The sequence below is a fragment of the Cellvibrio sp. GW822-FHT04B05 genome (assembly GCF_058800985.1).
On the sequence record NZ_JBXAMU010000003.1, the window covers coordinates 706,407 to 725,669 of the forward strand.

At 45.2% G+C, this 19,263-nt stretch carries 18 protein-coding genes; 9 read left to right on the forward strand and 9 right to left on the reverse strand.

The window, feature by feature from the left end; all coding sequences use genetic code 11:
- The first annotated feature begins 31 nt into the window (after window positions 1-31).
- A complete protein-coding gene (gene orn / locus AC1RJL_RS12910; RefSeq protein WP_492914610.1) occupies window positions 32-577 on the forward strand; it encodes an oligoribonuclease in 546 nt (181 codons plus the stop codon).
- Window positions 578-682: 105 nt separating this feature from the next.
- Here orn and AC1RJL_RS12915 read toward each other — a convergent pair whose 3' ends face one another.
- From AC1RJL_RS12915 to AC1RJL_RS12925, 3 genes are all read right to left on the reverse strand, one after another.
- Window positions 683-991, reverse strand: a complete 309-nt coding sequence (locus AC1RJL_RS12915) for a peptidoglycan-binding domain-containing protein (RefSeq protein ID WP_492914611.1) — start codon at window positions 989-991, stop codon at window positions 683-685.
- Window positions 992-1,298: 307 nt separating this feature from the next.
- Complete coding sequence (locus AC1RJL_RS12920; RefSeq protein WP_492914614.1) at window positions 1,299-1,706, reverse strand: GFA family protein; 408 nt, start codon at window positions 1,704-1,706, stop codon at window positions 1,299-1,301.
- Window positions 1,707-1,761: 55 nt separating this feature from the next.
- Complete coding sequence (locus tag AC1RJL_RS12925) at window positions 1,762-2,160, reverse strand: VOC family protein (RefSeq protein WP_492914616.1); 399 nt, start codon at window positions 2,158-2,160, stop codon at window positions 1,762-1,764.
- A 611-nt stretch (window positions 2,161-2,771) separates the two neighbouring features.
- Between AC1RJL_RS12925 and AC1RJL_RS12930 the strand changes: the two genes are divergently transcribed.
- On the forward strand, window positions 2,772-3,143 hold the full coding sequence (locus AC1RJL_RS12930; RefSeq protein WP_492914618.1) for a hypothetical protein: 372 nt from the start codon (window positions 2,772-2,774) through the stop codon (window positions 3,141-3,143).
- Between the two features lie 23 nt (window positions 3,144-3,166).
- On the opposite strand, the gene AC1RJL_RS12935 is transcribed toward AC1RJL_RS12930, so the two are convergent.
- On the reverse strand, window positions 3,167-3,727 hold the full coding sequence (locus tag AC1RJL_RS12935) for a hypothetical protein (protein WP_492914620.1): 561 nt from the start codon (window positions 3,725-3,727) through the stop codon (window positions 3,167-3,169).
- 246 nt (window positions 3,728-3,973) lie between these two features.
- On the opposite strand from AC1RJL_RS12935, the gene nhaD reads away from it, so the two are divergent.
- Entirely contained in the window at window positions 3,974-5,257 is a 1,284-nt protein-coding gene (gene nhaD, locus AC1RJL_RS12940; protein WP_492914622.1) for a sodium:proton antiporter NhaD, read from the forward strand.
- 109 nt (window positions 5,258-5,366) lie between these two features.
- The gene (locus AC1RJL_RS12945) at window positions 5,367-5,960 is read left to right on the forward strand and encodes a PIN domain-containing protein (protein WP_492914624.1); all 594 of its coding nucleotides are present in this window, start codon (window positions 5,367-5,369) and stop codon (window positions 5,958-5,960) included.
- 37 nt (window positions 5,961-5,997) lie between these two features.
- Here the strand turns inward: AC1RJL_RS12945 and AC1RJL_RS12950 are convergent, their stop codons facing one another.
- Window positions 5,998-6,651, reverse strand: coding sequence for an FMN-dependent NADH-azoreductase (locus AC1RJL_RS12950; protein ID WP_492914627.1), 654 nt, complete (start codon window positions 6,649-6,651; stop codon window positions 5,998-6,000).
- Between the two features lie 132 nt (window positions 6,652-6,783).
- Between AC1RJL_RS12950 and AC1RJL_RS12955 the strand changes: the two genes are divergently transcribed.
- Complete coding sequence (locus tag AC1RJL_RS12955) at window positions 6,784-7,146, forward strand: winged helix-turn-helix transcriptional regulator (RefSeq protein ID WP_492914630.1); 363 nt, start codon at window positions 6,784-6,786, stop codon at window positions 7,144-7,146.
- Window positions 7,147-7,184: 38 nt separating this feature from the next.
- On the opposite strand, the gene AC1RJL_RS12960 is transcribed toward AC1RJL_RS12955, so the two are convergent.
- From AC1RJL_RS12960 to AC1RJL_RS12970, 3 genes are all read right to left on the reverse strand, one after another.
- Complete coding sequence (locus AC1RJL_RS12960) at window positions 7,185-7,385, reverse strand: hypothetical protein (RefSeq protein WP_492914632.1); 201 nt, start codon at window positions 7,383-7,385, stop codon at window positions 7,185-7,187.
- A gap of 1,112 nt (window positions 7,386-8,497) precedes the next feature.
- A complete protein-coding gene (locus AC1RJL_RS12965; protein WP_492914634.1) occupies window positions 8,498-8,905 on the reverse strand; it encodes a BLUF domain-containing protein in 408 nt (135 codons plus the stop codon).
- 146 nt (window positions 8,906-9,051) lie between these two features.
- Complete coding sequence (locus tag AC1RJL_RS12970; protein WP_492914636.1) at window positions 9,052-14,025, reverse strand: beta-propeller fold lactonase family protein; 4,974 nt, start codon at window positions 14,023-14,025, stop codon at window positions 9,052-9,054.
- 1,147 nt (window positions 14,026-15,172) lie between these two features.
- Here AC1RJL_RS12970 and AC1RJL_RS12975 point away from each other — a divergent pair.
- The 4 genes from AC1RJL_RS12975 (at window position 15,173) to AC1RJL_RS12990 (ending at window position 18,544) form a co-directional block, all read left to right on the forward strand.
- A complete protein-coding gene (locus AC1RJL_RS12975; protein ID WP_492914638.1) occupies window positions 15,173-15,295 on the forward strand; it encodes a hypothetical protein in 123 nt (40 codons plus the stop codon).
- 2 nt (window positions 15,296-15,297) lie between these two features.
- Entirely contained in the window at window positions 15,298-15,561 is a 264-nt protein-coding gene (locus AC1RJL_RS12980; protein ID WP_492914640.1) for a tyrosine-type recombinase/integrase, read from the forward strand.
- A 793-nt stretch (window positions 15,562-16,354) separates the two neighbouring features.
- Window positions 16,355-16,915: a hypothetical protein gene (locus AC1RJL_RS12985; protein WP_492914642.1), complete on the forward strand. Its 561-nt coding sequence runs from the start codon at window positions 16,355-16,357 to the stop codon at window positions 16,913-16,915.
- A gap of 399 nt (window positions 16,916-17,314) precedes the next feature.
- The gene (locus AC1RJL_RS12990; protein ID WP_492914644.1) at window positions 17,315-18,544 is read left to right on the forward strand and encodes a GTP-binding protein; all 1,230 of its coding nucleotides are present in this window, start codon (window positions 17,315-17,317) and stop codon (window positions 18,542-18,544) included.
- 59 nt (window positions 18,545-18,603) lie between these two features.
- On the opposite strand, the gene AC1RJL_RS12995 is transcribed toward AC1RJL_RS12990, so the two are convergent.
- Window positions 18,604-19,182: a hypothetical protein gene (locus AC1RJL_RS12995; RefSeq protein ID WP_492914647.1), complete on the reverse strand. Its 579-nt coding sequence runs from the start codon at window positions 19,180-19,182 to the stop codon at window positions 18,604-18,606.
- Window positions 19,183-19,263 lie beyond the last annotated feature (81 nt).

Sequence of the window (19,263 nt, forward strand, 5' to 3'; positions counted from 1 at the left end):
CAATTGTGCCCTATTTACCGAGGAATTACTTATGCTGAATGAAAACAACCTGATCTGGATCGATCTGGAAATGACCGGCCTCAACCCGGATACCGATGTGATTATCGAAATCGCCACCATCGTCACCGACGCCGACCTCAACATCCTCGCCGAAGGCCCCGTTTTCGCTATCCATCAGCCTGACAGCATCATGTTAAATATGGATGAATGGAACACCAACCAGCATGGTAAATCCGGCCTCACCCAGCGCGTGCGCGAGAGTAAAGTCAGCATCAAACAAGCGGAAGCAGAAACCATCCAATTCCTGGAGCAATGGGTACCTAAAGGAAAATCACCGATCAGCGGAAATTCCATCTGCCAGGATCGCCGCTTTTTAGTACGCGGCATGCCCAAGCTGGAAGATTATTTCCATTACCGTAATCTGGATGTGAGCACTGTAAAAGAATTAGCCCGCCGCTGGCGACCGGATGTTGTCGCCGGCGTTAAAAAATCCGGTGCACATTTAGCGTTGGATGATATTAAAGATTCAATTGCAGAGTTGCAGCATTATCGCGCTACGTTTTTTAAGATGGAGTGATTTAAAAATTTATAAAAACAAAGGCGACAATCCAGTCGCCTTCTTTTTGATGCGAAACTTAAGTTCAATTTGATATGCAATCCTTTCAGGTGTGGATTACAAAATTCAACGCGCACCTGCTTCTTTAATGTGTGTTTGATAACGGCGAGCGTTTGGGTATGGCTGGTGTTCCGTTAAATAATGCAGGGTTCTACCATTAGGATCGATCCTGGCGCTGGGAACTGCAATGCCGACATGATTTTTTTGAAAATTAAATATTGCTTGCGTAGTATCCTCACCACAAATGCCATCTACTTTAAGCAAAAAAGTATTACTAGCATGTTTTTTCGCATAGGCATTTAGTGCCGATTGCACAAATAAAACATCCTCTTTACTGTTTACTCCACTTCTTCCTACCGATGTAGTTATTCCCATTTTTATGTTGCCTCCTTCGTTGGTTATTCGATTGCTGGACTAATATCTCGTCAAGTTGAAAATGAATTTGGTGCCGTGTAGCGCAAAACGTTCATTTGTGAAGTCAGGGTACTATTACGGAGTTCGATCTTATTGCCGGTTATCGCACATTAATGCGGAGAATTTAGAAGGGTTATTGACGTTTCAGTAGGAAATCAGAACTATCGCGCCACGTTTTTTAAACTGAATGATTAGTAAAGAGAAAAAATAAAAGCGCCGATTGGCGCCTTCATTTTTAGTGATTGTTTTTATAAAGCGAATATTGAGATCACTTGCGATCTTCAGGATGATTCACTCCATCATAAGTGTGTACATCGGGTATTTTCAGTGGGTTTATTCCTTCAAGGCAGCCAACATTAAACCCGTATTGAGTAGGGTTCGATCTGCGCTGATGATGCGTGTATATGCCACAATTGCTGCAAAAATAATGCTTGGCAGTTTTTGTATTAAATTGATAAAGCTTTAACAGATCCTCTCCTTTTACCATTTTAATGCCGGACAGTGGAATTGACGCGGCAATTGCGCCTCGTCTCCTGCAAAGCGAACAGTCGCAACGGCGTACATCAATTAACCCATCTGGCAGGTCAAGTTCAAATTCTATGGCGCCGCAATGGCAAGAAGCCTTGTGTTTGGGGTTTATAGCTATGCCATCTACTTCCTTCAAATTTATCGTCATACTCACTCCTGGTGAATTCGTGTGCAGTTACAAGATATGGTTTTTAATTGTAGCTTTAAGCTAACCATTCGGATTTCTGCAATACAATTCTGTATCCATCTATATCTTCGAATGTGTTGCCAATCTTATCCCAGTATGGATTGTATGATTTTACGAGCTTAAAACCGACTTGCTTCGCTAGCAAACATGCATCTAGCCATTCGGTTTCATCGGGAATATAGAAAACCAAAAGGTTATCTTTTGTTGGGGCTTTTCCAACTTTGGTGCCTATGTGATGAGTGAATTCGAAATGAAACGGGTGATGCTCATGGCCTACGATTGAACCATTAAATTCATCATGATTTTCAAATTTACTAAGCAGTTTAAAGCCTAATCCATCGATATACATTTTGGTAATATCTTCAAGATTATCTGTTGGTCTCGCGATTCTAAGTTTTGTCTCACGTTGGATCATTTACATTCTCGATATTAGATAATATTGATTCTTGTGGAGGACTGGATTTCAATTTGGGAAAATGAAAGTATCAGCATGATGATAAGTAAAAGAGGTCTACGCATATGAATATCTTCTTCCTGAATATCCGTAATATCGACAAACGGTTCTTATATGTTTTCTGCAGCGCATTCATAAAACGCTGCTTGACGAATATTAAGACGATTGTGGAGTTTTGCGCCAGAGGTAAATGCGTGAATTTGTGCAGATAAGGGGAGTGGCAGTCATAGGAGTGACTGATATGACAAGTGTGAATATTTCACATTTACCCACCCCAAAACATCACATACATTTATTTTGTGGTGCTATACCTTATCCACTGTAGCACGGCGCCAGCAGGGATAAGCGAGCGGGACGATTAGTTCCGTAAGCCAGGGATAAGACTGCGCTCAGTGATACGGGCTTCAGGTTACACGGATGCGCAATAAGCATTATGCCTTCTCTATTGCCTTAAGTCCCGCAGCACTACGGTATGCCATTTATGGCTGGCGCCTGGCTACAAGTTAGCCCTCGTTACCTTTCCAAAAGGGACTGGGATCTGCGTTAAGCATGTGTAAAAAGGAGTTACGCGAATGATCAACCATTCACTCATTTTCCTCGCGCTATTTTCTTTTTCAATAGTAACCTATGCTGCTGCGATTCCTACGGATTCAAATCAATCAGCATTGGGTGCTACCCAGAACGCGGTCTCGCATAAGGAGATGAATCAGGCAGGAGTTGATGACAAGGATGTCGCTGATTCTGCTGCTATCAAGGCAGTAGGTGTTTGCCAGGGTAATATTGTTTGTGTGGGTAATGAGAGGGCTACCGTTGAGCATCAATCGCCCAGCGGATGGTTTGCCGATCAAAATAGTTCAAGTGCGTTGCAGCCATTATTTGCGTTGGTGCTGGTCATTGCCGTGCTGGTGGTTTTCATTTCACGTAAATCCACTTCAACAAAATGATTATTTAATAGCGCTAGAAAAGCTTAATTTTTAGCTGTGATCCATGTCGGTTCTTTTAATCCCTGCATACATTCCTTCACATCCTTATCGACGACATTGTTAGGTTTAATGCATTCTTTAATGCCGCGCTTTATATTGATCTCCGATGTTTGTTTCGGATTTTTAAGTTGCGACTCTTTATTGGTTGCTGTCCTGCAAGCAGTATCTTTGGTCGATTGGTGTTCAAAGGTTGGATTGTTGTTATAAATATCGATCCAGCGGTTGCAACTGGTAATCAATTGTTGAAGCTCACTATCATTAATAGTGCTGCTTATGCGGACTGCGGCCGCATAATTATTGCTGTTACTCGCCTGGCCTTTGGCGACGGATATCGGACCGGAAGTAGTTCCGTTGCATTTGGCCAATTGGTTTTGCAGATATTGCTGTTGTCGCTGCCAATCCTTTTGCTGTTTGGCATTCCCGCCATTTCTGCTCCAGCTGCTTACCTTGTTAATTTGCTTCTGCCAATAAACACAGTCATTTGCGATGGCGAGTTTTGGTATCACCAGTAGGGCAAGCGCCAGCACGATAATTATTGCTTTCAAATCCATTTCTCCATTGATTGACGATTTATTACTTGTCTTCCTGATTGCTTGTCCAGCCTTGCGCATGCAACTCACTGGGCGGCGGTATGAATTCTGTCGCCAGTGGATGATTGAGTCAATTCAATCGTGCAGATAGGTAAGGGTAGGGCGCATCACTAAGTAACTGGATTAGCCAGAAACTGCGTGATAGGCTTAAATGCCGTTGTAACATGGTGTTACGATAAAATAAATTTCAAAGTATTCAATATGTTAACTGCTCTTGTTGTGATCTTTGTGGTGGCCTATGTCGCTATCGCGCTTGAACATCCACTCAATATTAATAAAGCTGCTTCGGCACTGGTAGGTGCCGGTTTACTCTGGACGGTTTATGCCGTGTTTTCTACTGGCGGGCACAATATTCCGCACGAACTTTCGGAGACGATGGTCGGTATTGCCCAGATTGTTTTTTTCTTAATGGGCGCGATGACAATTGTCGAGCTTATTGATGCGCATAATGGTTTTCAGGTTGTCACCAGCAGAATTAAAACGACCAAATTATCATCGTTGATGTTGTTAGTTGGTGTCGTCACATTTTTTCTCAGCGCAATTCTCGACAACCTCACCACCGCTATCGTCATGGTGTCGTTGATGAAAAAATTATTGGCGAAGCGCGAAGACCGGTTGTGGTTCGCGGGCATGATCATCATCGCCGCCAATGCGGGTGGTGCCTGGTCACCCATCGGTGATGTCACCACTACTATGTTATGGATTGGTGGACAAATTACCCCCATCAATATTATTACCGGCGTGTTCCTTCCATCAATCGTGAATTTATTAGTCCCATTGCTTGCAATGGCTTTTGTAATGCGCGGCCGTTCAGTTGAGTCACCTGTCGCTGCGGTGCGCGATGATAATGACCTTACAACACCGCTGGAGCAGAGCGTTGTTTTTTGGTTAGGTTTAGGTGTATTGATCGCTGTTCCGGTATTCAAAGCCATTACCCACTTGCCCCCGTTTATGGGGATCCTATTTGGTTTGGGTATCCTCTGGCTGGTAGCAGATTTAATGCATCGTAATAAAGAAGAAGTACACAAAGATCAGTTAACCATTAGCCATGCGATCAAGCGCATTGATATGTCTTCGGTTATCTTTTTTATCGGGATTTTGCTTGCCGTCGCTACCTTGGAACACACGCATATTCTCTCCGCCATAGCGGCTTGGTTAGATGCGTCAGTTGGTCGCCTGGATATTATAGTGGTGCTTATCGGCTTGGTCAGCGCCATCGTGGATAACGTTCCCCTGGTTGCTGCATCCATGGGCATGTACAGTTTGGAGCAATATCCCACCGACAGTTTTTTGTGGGAGTTCCTCGCCTACTGCGCCGGTACCGGTGGATCAATTTTAATTATCGGTTCCGCCGCCGGTGTTGCCGCAATGGGCTTGGAGAAAATCGATTTTATCTGGTACCTGAAAAAAATCAGTGCGCTGGCATTGCTGGGTTATTTGGTGGGTGCGCTCGTATACGCGGTGCAATTTAATCTCTTCCATTAGTGCAGTGCTCTAACCGTTAAAAATAAATGACCCAATCCCGGTTTTTAGTTGTCACAGTATTCAAGATAGGTGCTATACATAAAATGATGGCGATCGAAGGAGAACTGGCGTGCGCAAGAGCTATATTTTTATCGATTATGAAAATGTACAGCCCGTCTCAATTGCGGGTTTGGAAAAGGGAAACTTCTATATCCTGTTATTTCTCAGCTCAACACAAACGAAAATCAACACGAGCCTGGCGCGAACTCTGCAACCCTTAGGCGCTCGAGTTGAATATGTGATTACCTCCGGCAGCGGCAAAAACGCACTGGATTTTCACATCGGCTACTACCTCGGTGAACGGGCCGCAATCGAACCTGATGCCTACTTCCATATCGTCTCCAAAGACACGGGTTTTGACCCACTTATCCAGCACCTGAAAGATCGGAATATCCTCGCCTCCCGCTCCAGCAGCATCAATGAAGTTTCCATCCTGCAAAAGTCCAGCTTAAAAACCCTCCCTGAAAGAACGAGCGTCGTAAAAGCCCGATTGGCCCAAATGGAAGGCAAACCCAACACCGTAAAAACCCTTTCAAGTACCATTAATTCATTGTTCCAAAAAACATTGAGCGAAGATGAAGTGGAAATGGTAGTAAAAGATTTGTGCGGTAAGGGTGTGATTGCGATTATCAATAAAACCAGAGTCACTTATTTGCAAAAATAAAACTTTGCGATAGGTAACCTCTGGTCATGGAAGAAATCTAATGTGTTTCCTCTGCAATAGTGCTATCTACCAGTTGTTGAATTTTTTGTTGTGCGGTATTAAGTGATTGTTGTAATTGCTCGCCACCAAATTCGTCATTACCTGTATAGATAAACTGTAAATTGTTGATGCCTATAAATGGGAAAACGGTGCGCAAGTAGGGTTCAATCTGGTTAAGAGAAAAATACGGCCCACCGGGTTCATAACCTGCATCTCCAGTGGCGATGATAATAAACGTAGGTTTATCCGCGAGTAACGGTTTGTACGGCTTTTGTTTATCTTCCGGTTCAAATAAAAAGCTGCGCCCAATACGCACCACTTGATCAATCCATGCCTTGAATGGCGCCGGTACACCAAAGTTGTACATAGGAATACCAATCACCGTAATGTCAGCCACTATCAGTTCATTGAGCAACGTATCACTTTCAATAAGCTGATTTTTCATAGGTTCGGTGCGCTCATCAGCTGGTGCAAATGCAGCAGCTATCCAGCCCTCGCTAACGGGCATAGGTGGTTGCTTGGCAAGGTCGCGATGCGTTAATTCTGTATCGGAATATTTAGCACACCATTGTGTAATAAATTGCTGTGTGAGTCGCCGTGTATGGGAGCGAGCACTTCTCGGGCTTGAGTCGATGCATAAAATTTTTTTCATGTGAAATCTCCATGCGTCTTTGAGTGTGTAAAATCATTCTGCATGAATGGCGATATCGATGTAAGAGCGCACTTTTTTCTTCCTTGGTATCCTTTTGGGTACTGTCACTGTTAATACCAAAGGCAAAATCGAATGACCAAGCGCAAAAAAAATCCCGAATACGGCTGCCCTATTGAAGTTACCCTGGATGTTATTAGTGGAAAATGGAAAGGCATGATTTTGTTTTGTTTATTGCGCGGCACAATCCGCTTTAACGAATTGCGCCGGTTAATCCCCAAGGCAACCCAGCGTGTGCTGACAACACAACTACGCGAACTCGAACGCGACGGTGTTATCTCCCGCAAGGTCTACGCAGAAGTCCCACCGCGAGTCGAATATAACCTGACGGCATTCGGCCTCAGCCTGAAACCGATTTTGGAATTAATGGGGCAATGGGGTGAGGAATATCGACAGGTGGTGGAGAATTTGGAGCGTAATAAAGTGATTGAGGATTGAATAGTAGTCGATTATGATTTTAAATCGCTCACGGTTTTTTAATCCACCTTCATCACCAACGTAAACGGCAAATTCTCTTTCTCAAATTTACTTCTCACTGTTTCAAAATATTCATCCGAATCCGTTGTGATTCTGATTATCTCATCAGTTGCTGCGAGTGTAGGTGGTGGGAGAATGCCCATTGGGTCAGGGATTTTTCTTCCATCGGTTTTTTTAACATCAAAAACATATAACGACATAGGTGCTGTCCCGATTGCAGTTTCAGGTGGGTGGATGAATTCTGTCTATTACGATGGATGACGTCAAACTAATTAATTCAACTTAGCAGTTTTGACCCGAGCGACAATAAATGTAATGGAGATGAGGAATTGCGGGCAATAAAATTCGGCGAGGGATTAACCAGGCCGGCTTTTCAAATATGGTAGCTAGAAGCGGACTTTAACCGCCGACCCCGGCATTATGAGAGCTGATAACCAGCCCTCACTGAACCACATAATCAATAAAATCAATATCTTTGAAACTCACTGAGCCTCATTGCGCCATTATGAATGGTCGAATTGTGGATTACAAATTGGTGATCGAAGGTAGCCATACTATCTTTATAGCTAAAATAGATCATCGGGTGCAAATTATTTATATATAAATCAATGTGTTACAGTGGCTTGCTCGTTTGATTGATTACTGCACTGCTAGGCCTTGTTATTAGCGCTGCCATCATTAAAGGATTTTCAACCGCCGATTAATTTTTTTATCACTGCATTCTCATGTTGTTTTGCTGCTGAATCTCTACCGGTTTGCCAAACAAATGGCAATTTTGGTTGTCCGGCTGCTGAAGGCAATCAGGCTACTGCCAATCAATGTGTATCTGGTCAATTTGGGCCTAAAGGTTATTGGGAGTCAAAACAGTGTGATTGGAATCCTTCGTTAATTGCTGGTCGCTGTAATGTAAATTGCTCATGCTCTGAGGGATCTACTTGGTATACTCATTACGATACCTAAGCTAATCCAACCTCTGGTTGTTCTCCCAATGATGATGATCCCGAGACTCCTGCGTGTCCATCAGGTGGTATTGCTGCTCCTGATGGTTCATGTCCTATTTGTCCAGGCAGGCAATGAGGTTTTTATCATGAGTCAACATCCAGAAGACAAAGATAAAGCAGGTAAAGGTAAATCAGGCGGGGGGAAAAGAAGAAGTAATTTTTCTTTCGACTGCAAAAAAAACGCCTAATGGCGGTTTTTTGTTTTTTTACGCATGTTGTATTTTTATTGCCGCCATGTGAATCATAGACCACTAAATGTTATGCAGATAATCATGCATTGGCTAATATGCTATTTCTAAACCCTATCGTTATTACGATTTAATTTTTTTAAACATTTCTAAAAATTGCAACGCACGATAAGGATTATTTTTATAAATGGAAAAATTCAAGTCGTCATCTAAAAACGTGCTTAATATCCCAGGTTCAATTTTAAATCCAGTCAGATCTTTATAGCCCATAGACCAATCGTCAAAATTTTTGTGGGTTATTGTTTCCTTAAGCAAGAGCGTTACGCCCGTGTGACGTTTATCCTGCGCAATTTTTTCGTAAAGGCCTTCGACCTTTGCATCTTCCCCCTCAATAAGCTGCATAAAATTTCCACTGTTATACAGCAGGATGCCGGTAATATCGAGTTGTTGATTATTAATTTGTGCCGCTTTAACAATGCCGGTGATCTCCCTATCGCTAAGGCCAAGGGTTGCAGAACTGATGTATACCATGCAAATCATAATGCGTACCTTTGCATAAACTGGACGTTAGACATGAAGAAAATAATTCCACTAATGCCTACGTCGCTTGATGGAAAGGCAATCAATTCCAGAATTGATTGCCTGTAGATGGACAAAGCGGGTTCTATTGCGGAGATTTAGAAGTTATATATGAATCCCAGATTGATACTGGTGGTACCATAATCTTCCGTATAGTAATGAGACGCTCCTAATTTTGCTGACCATTGGGTTGTCAAAAGCCATCGCACATCAGCACCAATAAATGGGACGTAATCGTTGGCATCCCTGTGACTTTTGCCTGCGGCATCGACATAGCGGTTGCTGGTACTCATCCTCCAGACCCCTGCCTGCAAACCGGGCTTGAATTGTGCAAAGCGATCAGTAACTTCCCAACGCCCGCTCAACTCAAGGCCATCGCCAGATTGCGGTGATATGGCAGCAAGTTGCTTTAGCGTCGCAGCTTCCGGAATATTATGGAAATCTGTGATGATATTGCCGAGGTCCAGCCAACCCAGCTCTATTGAGAAAGCATCATTAAGCGGAAATCCTGCATAAACTCGCCATCCCCTGTGTGAACCATCTTCCACTTGAGCGGTACCTGACAGGCCTGCTTCGTACAGCTTATTTGTTACATCCGAACTGTTTACCGACGTCTTGACCGCCAAGCCTTCCAGTCCGATATAACCATCCAAAGCCAGGGCGGGCAGCGGCAATAAGATAAACAATGCCCATACTTTGCGCAGGCGCACCAGACTCAATAGACACAGGAACAGTAGGCCAATACCATCCACACTGCCTCCTCCTGACTTGACCTCAGCATTTTTAACAATCGTTGCCGGCGGTGGCGTTACCGGCGGAGTCACTACGACCGGTATGGCTGTAGCCAGTACGCCTGGATCGCGAATAGTGCTATTGGCGGCCTGGTCTGCATCGTTAGGGCCGCCGTCTTCAATGGTCAAGCGAACGCAGTCGTTACCAGCAATCAAGCCTTCCATCCATGCATCGGATGACACACCAGGGCACTGCCCCAACGCATTACGTTTGGCACTGTGAAGTTGGTTGTCAGCATTGACTGCAAAATTCTGCCAGTTATTGTTGATATATTTTCGCCACACCGCATTTTGAGGGATCACTACGCCTGCCGGTAAAGGTACTGCGATGGGAACTGCTTCGCCGGCATGCTCAAGACCTGCCACATCAAAATTCAGGACAGTGCCCAAATGGCTATAGGTGGTATCAGCCAGCGTTGTGTCATTTACCGCGATACCAAACTGTCCTGACGCCCAGGATTGGTCGCCAGAGAATGAGCCCAGCGACAGGGAATATTGATTGGGCACTTCCGCATAGAGTGTCGCCGCGCCTGACACCTGACAGCTGGCGACGCGATTACCGGTTCCGCTGACGGCCGGGCATACAGGAATACGATTAGGCGTTGCCGCGTACGGATTCACCGCAGCAGGCACGCCGCTGGTACCAGTATCACTGCAACTTGTTAAGTTGCAGTCTGCAATTACGCGCACTGCCAATGAATATTGTCCGGTGAGACCATCAGCGGCGGTTGCTTGGACGTTCACGGTATAAAGGCCTGCCGGTACTGCCGTTGCGTCAAAGCTGGCGCTGGCGCCATTAGCCGTTAATGTAAGTCCGGTTGCGGTCCACTGATAGGTAGCAGCTACACCATTTAACTCGGTAGCCGTTAGTGAAACACTACCATCTGCCGTAGTGACGACTGAATTTTGCTGGCCGTTTTGCATCGCCACTACATCCAATGCCAGCGGTGGCAGTTGCTGCTGTACCGCTAGGGTATGAAGCGCCGGAGTACCCACCAGTGCAGCAACTGCACCATTGCTATCCAGACTGATATTTGCTGCACTTGCCGTGGCTGTCACAGTGTAGGTGCGACGCAAATTATCTTCTGCCGTGAAGGCAAATTGTTCAGCGGCTACCACAGCGCCCGTAGCGCTAAAGCTAGCTGTTACGGGATAGTCGATAGGCTCATCGCTCAGCCAAATTCGCAATGTAGTAGCGGTGTTTTGCTGCACTGGCTGTTTGCTGGCAGTAAAAGCGATATAGGGCAACACATCAAAGGTTACAGTTACGTTTTCAGCGGAGACGGAATCTACAAACACAAGGCTGTAGCGCCCGGTACGATTGGCACTGAAAAGGTAACTGCCGTCAGTCTGCGCCGTGATCAGCGCCCTGCCAGCGGCCTCCTCCATGACAACTTCTTCGCCGGAGCGCTTGAGCATCACACCGCTCAGGGATTTAGTGCCTTCGCCTCCGATAAAGCTGAAACGGCTACTAGTGTTAACAGCCAGTGACGTCGAGTTATCACGGGTGACATGGGTAGTTGCGTAAACGGAGATGGTAATCGTACAGTTTGCGCCCAGCGCAGCCGTTGTTACCTGGTTACCAGACAAGGATGCTCCGCAATTGCTGCCAAGGGATACAGAATCATCACTGTGAGCGAGACTCAATGTGAAAGTAGCGCTGGAGCCTGACTGAACTTCCTGAGTCGCGGGTGTCACTGTCGCATTCCCGACGACGATTGCCGTTACTGTATGCATGTTATTGGTGTATTGCGCTGTAACTGTGGTATTGGCAGTCACATTATTAAATACAGTACTCCAGCCACTGAAGCTTTTACCCACAGGTGCAGACACTACCGGCGCTACCGCTGCCTGGCCGTAATTGATAGTTTGAACCAGCGCACCGCCGCCGGTGCTGGTGCCGCCATTCAAGTCAAAAGTGACTATGTAAGAATTGATCGTATATTGGGCAGTTACAGTGGTATTGGATGTTACGTTAGTGAAACCGGTACTCCAGCCGCTGAAGGTTTTTCCTGCAGGAGCAGCAACAACCGGTGCGACCGCTGCCTGCCCATAATTCACGGTTTGCACCACTGCACCACCGCCAATACTGGTACCGCCATTTAAATCAAAAGTGACGGTGGACATAATCACAGCATATTGGGCTACAACAGTGGTATTGGCAGTAACGTTGTTGAAACTGGTGCTCCAGCCGGTAAAGGTTGTTCCTACCGGGGCAACAGGTATTGGTGGAGTTGCCGCCTGGCCATAATTTACAGCCTGCACCAATGCACCCCCACCAGCGCTGGCGCCGCCGTTCAAATCAAAAGTAACAGTGTAGCTATTCACGGTGTACTGGGCTGTTATCGTGGTGTTGGCCGTTACATTATTAAATGTGGAGCTCCAGCCGCTAAAGGTTTTACCGGCGGGTGGAGTGAAAGTTGGCTGGTTTGCACCCTGGCCGTAATTAACCGTTTGCACCAGCGCACCGCCGCCGGTAGCAGTGCCGCCATTCAGATCAAACGTTACTGTATAGGTGTTGATGCTGTACTGTGCCGTAACTGTAGTGGTTGCAGTAATGTTATTAAATGTCGTACTCCAACCGGTAAATGTATAACCGGTCCGGGTTGGCTGCGTCGGGGCGACCGCGGCACCCCCACTCGCTACTACCTGCGTACTCAATACCGAACCATTCCAGTCGGCGAAAGTGACGGTAAACCCATTCGGATTTTCCACTGACACATTGATAACAGCAGCGGCGCCAGTGTTGTTATCAGGATCGGTGATCTCGATACTCACCTTCCTGGAGGAAAATTGCCCAGGTGCCAGGCTACCATCGGCACCGGCCTGGTAAGTTAAAGTGCGTAACGTAGCTTGGTAATCCGCCAGGGAAGCGGATCCTGTCAACGTGAGTTCGCCGGTGCTTGCGTTGTAATTGGAGGTAATACCGGATGTGGGGGTGATAGAAAGTGTATCTGTGCTGATAAAGCCTTCGCTGATGGATATTTTCGCTGAAGCAAGGTTAGGGCTATCCGAATCATAAACTGCAAGTTGGTTGTCAAGCGTGACTGCCGCACCTGACACAATGGCTGCCGCCTGGTTAGTGGCTAACTGAACCGCAGGCGTGGGCAATGAAAACACCACCAGGCTCTGGGACGTCTGGCCCGCAACATACAGGTGGCGGTTAAGTGGATCAGTAGACATGCCCGACGGGCCCGCCAAACCAAGCACACCATTGACATTATTTGTGGCAGCGCTATCAAAGGTGAGCATACCGGTCGTCGGATTGCGTGAAAAAGCAGTCACACTATTCGATGTAATTGCGCTGGCTAATACATAGCGGCCGTCAGGGCTAATGGCCAAGCTTCGGGCGCTGGAAAGGGAGGTAATACCGTTAACGCCCTGGGTGACTTTGCCAATGTAATTCAGTACGCCGGTAGTGCTGTTAACACCGAGGATGGCAATGGAAGATTCGCTCTGACCGGTGACATACAGGTGTTGACCATCCGGTGACATTTTGACTGAGGATGCACCTTGCAAACCATCAAAACCGCTTTGGCCATCAATATAAACCGCCTGCAGGGTAAGCGCGCCGGTGGTTTGGTCCTGGCTAAACAGTGAAACCGCATTATCAGCGGTGGAGGTTACATACAGATACTGGCCATCCGCACTGGAAACAATATTTTTGATAGGGCTGATCGTGGGGCCAAAGCCCTGACCCAGGTAATTGCCGTTGACGTTATCGGCGTAATCTGCCACAGCGGTGATCACACCGGTATTTGTGTCGCGGGAAAATACCGCCAAACCGCTGGGTGAGCCTCCTACCCCGTAAACAAATTTGCCATTGGGGCTAACACTCACAGAAACGAAACCGCTGGTGGGCGAGCTATTGACCATGCTTATCTGCGTCAGCGCACCGGTCTGTTCATCCCGTGAGAAGCCGAAAATATAACCAGTGGGCGACGCTGCATAGACACTTTTATTGTCCGGGCTGGTGGCAACGCTGAAGGCGGTGGAAGTCCCGGTTTTTACACTGCTGAAGGTCAATTGTCCAGTTACCAGGTCGCGGGAGAAAACCGAAACGGCGGACGCCGAATAGGATGCTGTGTAAACGAATTTTCCGTCCGCGCTTACGGCCACATCACTGATTCCCGCGAGCCCCTGGACGCCATTGGTATTATTCAGCAAGCGTTGTGTATAAGTAATTGCATCGGCGAGGGCGGGGACTGCTGCACCGATAATAAATAAGGAAAACACAGCCCAGAGGAAGGACCGCAGTCCACGTCGATTACCAATGCCCATAAAAGCTCCCGATATAAAATATGTCAATTTTTCCAACGTCCCAAACTGTAAAAAAGTTAATGGCGCGTGAAACATTAAAGGCCAATAAAAATCTTGAATGAAATTCAACGTAGACCTGGATTGATGGCCATAAAAATAAAAATAAAAATTTAAATAGAGTTATTGCAGCAGGCCATGGTAATTCATTAGGCCTACTGGAGAAGAGTAATCTACATTGGTCGCTTTGCAAGTTTGGTAGCTACATTGATTGATGGGTCGCCAACGCCAAACCGTTTTCTACACTTTGGTAACTCTTTGGTATTGTGATCTCGGCTTTGCCAACACATTTTCAAGTAGCTTGCATTTCCGCCTTGTCGCAGTTTGTAATTGGCTTCATTTAGCTGCCGCTCTATTCGCCAGCACTCGTTTGCGCTAGCGTTTTTTATTATTAGTATGTTCGCGAGTAGTGCTCCTGTCACAATAAAAAATATTTTACTCATATTGTTTCCGTTTTATAAATACTCGACTTTATTATTGAGTGTTCTTTCACTCGCGTTTAGTGCCTTTATTTTTTCTTCCCAGGTGATTGAGTCAATGCTGATCCAGCTGCTGATTTTTGTGCTTTAGTCTACGTGTCGCTACGCAGCACTTTTGATGCTGCAGAACTAGTTGTTGAGGATGTGACTTTGGCTGGGCTTTTGGTTTGGGAAAGTGCTGAGCCAGCAGATGACTTGGCTGATTTGCTGGCAGTGCTGCTTCTTAACACTTGTGATGCAGCTGACGTGCATGTGGTCTCACGGTTCTTGGACATTTGAAGCCTCCGAGGTATTATCATTAATCGATTGCCCGATTTTAGGCAAAGGAATCATTCAACGCTAAATAAGAAATTACTATAAGTATCGCGGAAAAAAATCAGTGCTCCTACAACACCTCCAGCCACATTTATTCTGAATTGAGGCCCGCCTTGCCTTCACCGCTACCCGCACTATCTGGCCTTTATCCCCACCGGTTCCTTTTGCCTGTGCTCCCCACACGTCACTCACGATATCCAAGCAGGGCAGGTGATTTTCTCTGTCTACTTCGCAAACGCCTATATCAATTTCCCAGCGTCCGAACTTAAAAAATTCAAAGAATTTTTACAGCGTACAAAAGCTGCCAAGGCGGCCGCATGATGGCTATCAAGCATTGCATTGTTGGCCGCATCGTCGTTGATACGCCGACTTTCTTTATCGCTAAATTTGTTGCCGATATCACATCACAAAAAATCGGTGCGTGGCTCCGTAGTATTTAAGCGTGTCCGTTTTTCTGGTAGGGATAAGGTTATTTTCGAGCTGTAAAGGGGCATTTAGGAATGCTGTCGAGCGGTCAGGCATTGAGCTGTCTGATGGGCAACTAACTCACGTTCTATGGCACATCTTCGCAAGTCATCTTTTGATCAATGGTGGGGGCATTCTCGCACTCCAAAGCATCCTTGGTCACTCTGACCTTAAAGTCATGATGCGTTATGCGCACCTCGCACCTGATTACATGGCAATGCAGTGTTTCCGGTTCAGGTGAACTATCGCCTTTTGTCCACACGGATGGTTAGCACTTTGTGGCTAGGAGTTTATCGTTCCCCAGTGCCATGCTTCCATAACACCGTAAATCGGACAAGTACCCGTACCAACTGCCTTTACTTTTTTCCCTGAGGCCTGTGCTGCGAGCACAATTGATAAAATCGCTTTACCTCCCGCCTCATTAGTATCGAAAGCCAGTGTATTCATTCAGTCAAAGTTCGGCTGGCAGCAACCGTAAATCAAACGCATATTTTAAAGGAAAATTTAATTCCTGCTGTTCCAATTGAGGTGCGTGGCACGAGTTCCTGACAGAATTGGTTTGACGCTGACGCTAAGGAATTTTCGAAAGCACCGTAGCATGACGATGTTTTGTACTCATTGAATACACACCACGGAAGGAGGTTCGTATAAACATACAAGAACAATTGCTTTATCGAAGGCGTAAATGGACTTATCTTTGAAAATCACTTGTGTAGCAGACAACCTTACTCATGAAATAAGGTACTTCGAGTTCTATCGACCAGACGGAATTCTAATCACCTCATTTTTCCAGGTCATAAGAAAGCCGGATGTAGGGATAGGTTGCTTTGACTTCTGTGACGACGCTGTGGCGTTAATCAATAATCCACCCACATGTGAGGACGCTAAGAAAATCGTTCCTCTCTTCAAGATCACCGTTTCATAATTGTGATTACTCCATCAAACTCCTGTCTACTCGGTCGAATCTGCCCCTCGCTTTACGCTCAGTCCATAAATGCGTCTGCTTAGTATTTCTTCTTGGATCTTTCAAGTGCATGAGTCTGACTCCCGTCTATACGCTTGTAGATGTTAATGACTCAACAGAGCTAATTACCCAAATACAAGTGATTTGGCAAATTGATGATGTTCTGTCAGTAAGACCAGACTTATCCAATGAGCAAGCAAATGAAGTTCTTCAGGAAACGGATCGCTATCGTGATGCCGAAGTCGGCATTAACTGGGATGTGCTACAAATTCGAGCTGAGATGCTTTTCCCCGAACCAGAAGAGTCAGATGAAGCTACGTCTGACGTCATCGACCGCAGATATGCTGAATCGATTATTTCAAATGATCCTCGCCAGTACGATGCGATAGAGATTCACGGTGTAAGAAACATCAACGACGCTGATGATTCAGACGGAACTCACTATGAAGTCGATGATGAGGATTCAGAGCTTTATAGTGTGTACTTGCATTGTGTTGGAGGTGGTACTGAATGCGTTGGGGATTTTTCCACCTGCGACTCAGCATTGAGCTATGCAGGTGAATTATCAGCCCAATATGACTGGAAGGTGAGAGCATTTACTCAAGGCAGATCCATACAGCAACAATATTAATTTTTTGCCCCGATTGCTTTGGGCATTAGGGGCCTTATTTCACAATATTTTAATCAAAGAATATAACGACGGGCTACTTCTGATAAATGCACGCGGCGTTTTTTAAAGACTATAAAGCATCGGGTAAAACCTGGTGGGTCTATTAAAAAATTTTATTGAGTTAACTTTTTAATTGATACGCAATTTTGCGTGCCACATGTAAGGCATATCTCACAAAGAAAATAGTCTTAACCTTCTTGTAGTAAGCATCATTACTAAAATACACTACCGCGCCGCCAATGAAAGCTAGACTAGCCTATTAAATGGATAGCTAATTGAATTTCTCAAGCAATGATCCGTTGATTTTTACGCGGCAAAGCTTATTTTTAATTCGGAATATAATTATATTAAGGAGATTGTATGAAAAGATTACCTGTGACTTTACTTTCGGGTTTTCTAGGTGCGGGGAAAACTACCATTCTAAACAAGATACTGACCAGTAATCATGGTTTGAAAATTGCTGTAATTGTTAATGATATGAGTGAAGTTAACATTGATTCCGATTTCATTCACTCAAATTCGGTGGTTCGATCCAATCCAAATGTTGTTGAAATGCATAATGGATGCATCTGTTGCACTCTTAGAGAAGATCTTCTTTTAGAGGTCAGGAAATTAGCTGATAATTTCGATTTTGATTATTTGGTAATTGAGTCTACCGGCATTTCTGAACCCCTACCAGTAGCAGAGACTTTCACTTTCGATTTGCATGACGGTGGCAAGTTGGATGATGTGGCGTATTTGGATACCCTTGTAACTGTGGTCGATGGTGCAAATTTCCTTGATAGCTATAAGTACGCAGAACTGATGGGTCAGCAGGAGAGTGACAAAGGGTTAACCACTTCCGATTTGCTAATCGCGCAAATTGAATTCGCAAATGTTCTTTTAATAACCAAAATGGATTTGATTTCCTCCGATAGGTTAAATGAAATCAAATCCATTTTACGAGCACTAAACCCCAGAGCTCTAACAATATCGCTACGGGATGGCGAGATTGACCCTAGCCTCATTCTTAACACTAACAGATATTCACTAGCTGATGCCCAGACTGCTCCAGGCTGGTTGGCAGTTATGCGTGGAGAGGAGATTTCAGAATCCGATAGTCATGGCATAGAGAGCTTTGTCTGGCATTCTCGACGCCCGGTCCACCCTAAAAGATTTTCAGACCTCATTGCGCGCGAATGGGAGTATGGGATCATCCTCCGATCAAAGGGTTTTTTTTGGCTGTCTAGCCAGCTTGAGAGTATATGCCTGTGGAATCAAGCAGGAGGGATTATGAGGTATGAATATGCTGGGCAATGGTGGGTTTATACGAGTAGATCAAATTGGCCGACAAATAAAAATATGCAAAATTGGATTCTTAAAAAATGGGATTCAAATGTTGGAGACTGTAGGCAAGAAATAGTTTTTATTGGACAGAATTTAGATAGGGAGAAGCTTGAGAATGATCTAAACGCTTGCTTATTGACAGATGAGGAGTTTAGTCAGGGGCCCAAAGCGTGGCAACATTATGATGATCAATTCCTTTTACCTGTGAAGTCAAATCCCTTTATGCCTGCGCCAGCTCAAATTGCTGCACATGAATATGTATAATTAAATCAAAGAAGTAGTAAGCATCTTCAATCGACGATGATTACTACTTTCCATCTAGACTAAGCGGCCAGTTTTGTGCTGGCTTTGATCATACTAAAACCGTTTTGTCTTCTTAAAGGTTTTACCCCCGCTATCATGAAACCAGTGTTAAAAACATCCAAAGGACCTAGCATCGATATGCCGGCACACTCATCGCAACAATCATTTCCATTATTTTTTCTCGGATCACACTCCATATCCTTAAATGCGTTAGGATATGTATTTTGAAGGCCACGCTGCTGCATGATGGCTTGGCCAATACTTTGTTGTGAATGAAAATCTATCGGGAAAGGACCAGCAGCACCAGGGAATAAACCGTAAGCTTTAATTGCGACGGTGATGGTAACAAATTCTCCATCGGCCGAGACCATACCTCCGTAAGCCTCTTGAGCAGCTTCCGCAATTTCTTTCCATGCATGAGCAGACATGTTAGTTATGTCTGCGGCACTAACGTCGGCTTCAACTACCAAAGACCTAGAGCCACCAAACGCATCGCCATTTGAACAAGGGGGTTTATCGGCTGACGCCGACATCGGCGCAACAATTAGAGTTGAAGAAAGTGCTAGCTTCAATGCATTGAACTTAGAAAGTTTGAACATCTTGTAAATCTCCTTGATAAACTTTATTTAGTTTCAGTTATCAGAAACCGAATGAATAGTAGCACTAAATTTATAATTTTT

Bases quoted from the DNA above. Each gene is read 5' to 3' on its own strand.
- orn (WP_492914610.1), top strand. From the start codon at position 32: ATGCTGAATGAAAACAACCTGATCTGGATCGATCTGGAAATGACCGGC.
- AC1RJL_RS12990 (WP_492914644.1), top strand. From the start codon at position 17,315: ATGAAAAGATTACCTGTGACTTTACTTTCGGGTTTTCTAGGTGCGGGG.
- AC1RJL_RS12965 (WP_492914634.1), bottom strand. From the start codon at position 8,905: ATGGTATACATCAGTTCTGCAACCCTTGGCCTTAGCGATAGGGAGATC.
- AC1RJL_RS12955 (WP_492914630.1), top strand. From the start codon at position 6,784: ATGACCAAGCGCAAAAAAAATCCCGAATACGGCTGCCCTATTGAAGTT.
- AC1RJL_RS12950 (WP_492914627.1), bottom strand. From the start codon at position 6,651: ATGAAAAAAATTTTATGCATCGACTCAAGCCCGAGAAGTGCTCGCTCC.
- AC1RJL_RS12985 (WP_492914642.1), top strand. From the start codon at position 16,355: ATGAGTCTGACTCCCGTCTATACGCTTGTAGATGTTAATGACTCAACA.
- AC1RJL_RS12920 (WP_492914614.1), bottom strand. From the start codon at position 1,706: ATGACGATAAATTTGAAGGAAGTAGATGGCATAGCTATAAACCCCAAA.
- AC1RJL_RS12915 (WP_492914611.1), bottom strand. From the start codon at position 991: ATGGGAATAACTACATCGGTAGGAAGAAGTGGAGTAAACAGTAAAGAG.
- AC1RJL_RS12975 (WP_492914638.1), top strand. From the start codon at position 15,173: ATGATGGCTATCAAGCATTGCATTGTTGGCCGCATCGTCGTTGATACG.
- AC1RJL_RS12995 (WP_492914647.1), bottom strand. From the start codon at position 19,182: ATGTTCAAACTTTCTAAGTTCAATGCATTGAAGCTAGCACTTTCTTCA.
- AC1RJL_RS12970 (WP_492914636.1), bottom strand. From the start codon at position 14,025: ATGGGCATTGGTAATCGACGTGGACTGCGGTCCTTCCTCTGGGCTGTG.
- AC1RJL_RS12930 (WP_492914618.1), top strand. From the start codon at position 2,772: ATGATCAACCATTCACTCATTTTCCTCGCGCTATTTTCTTTTTCAATA.
- AC1RJL_RS12960 (WP_492914632.1), bottom strand. From the start codon at position 7,385: ATGTCGTTATATGTTTTTGATGTTAAAAAAACCGATGGAAGAAAAATC.
- nhaD (WP_492914622.1), top strand. From the start codon at position 3,974: ATGTTAACTGCTCTTGTTGTGATCTTTGTGGTGGCCTATGTCGCTATC.
- AC1RJL_RS12925 (WP_492914616.1), bottom strand. From the start codon at position 2,160: ATGATCCAACGTGAGACAAAACTTAGAATCGCGAGACCAACAGATAAT.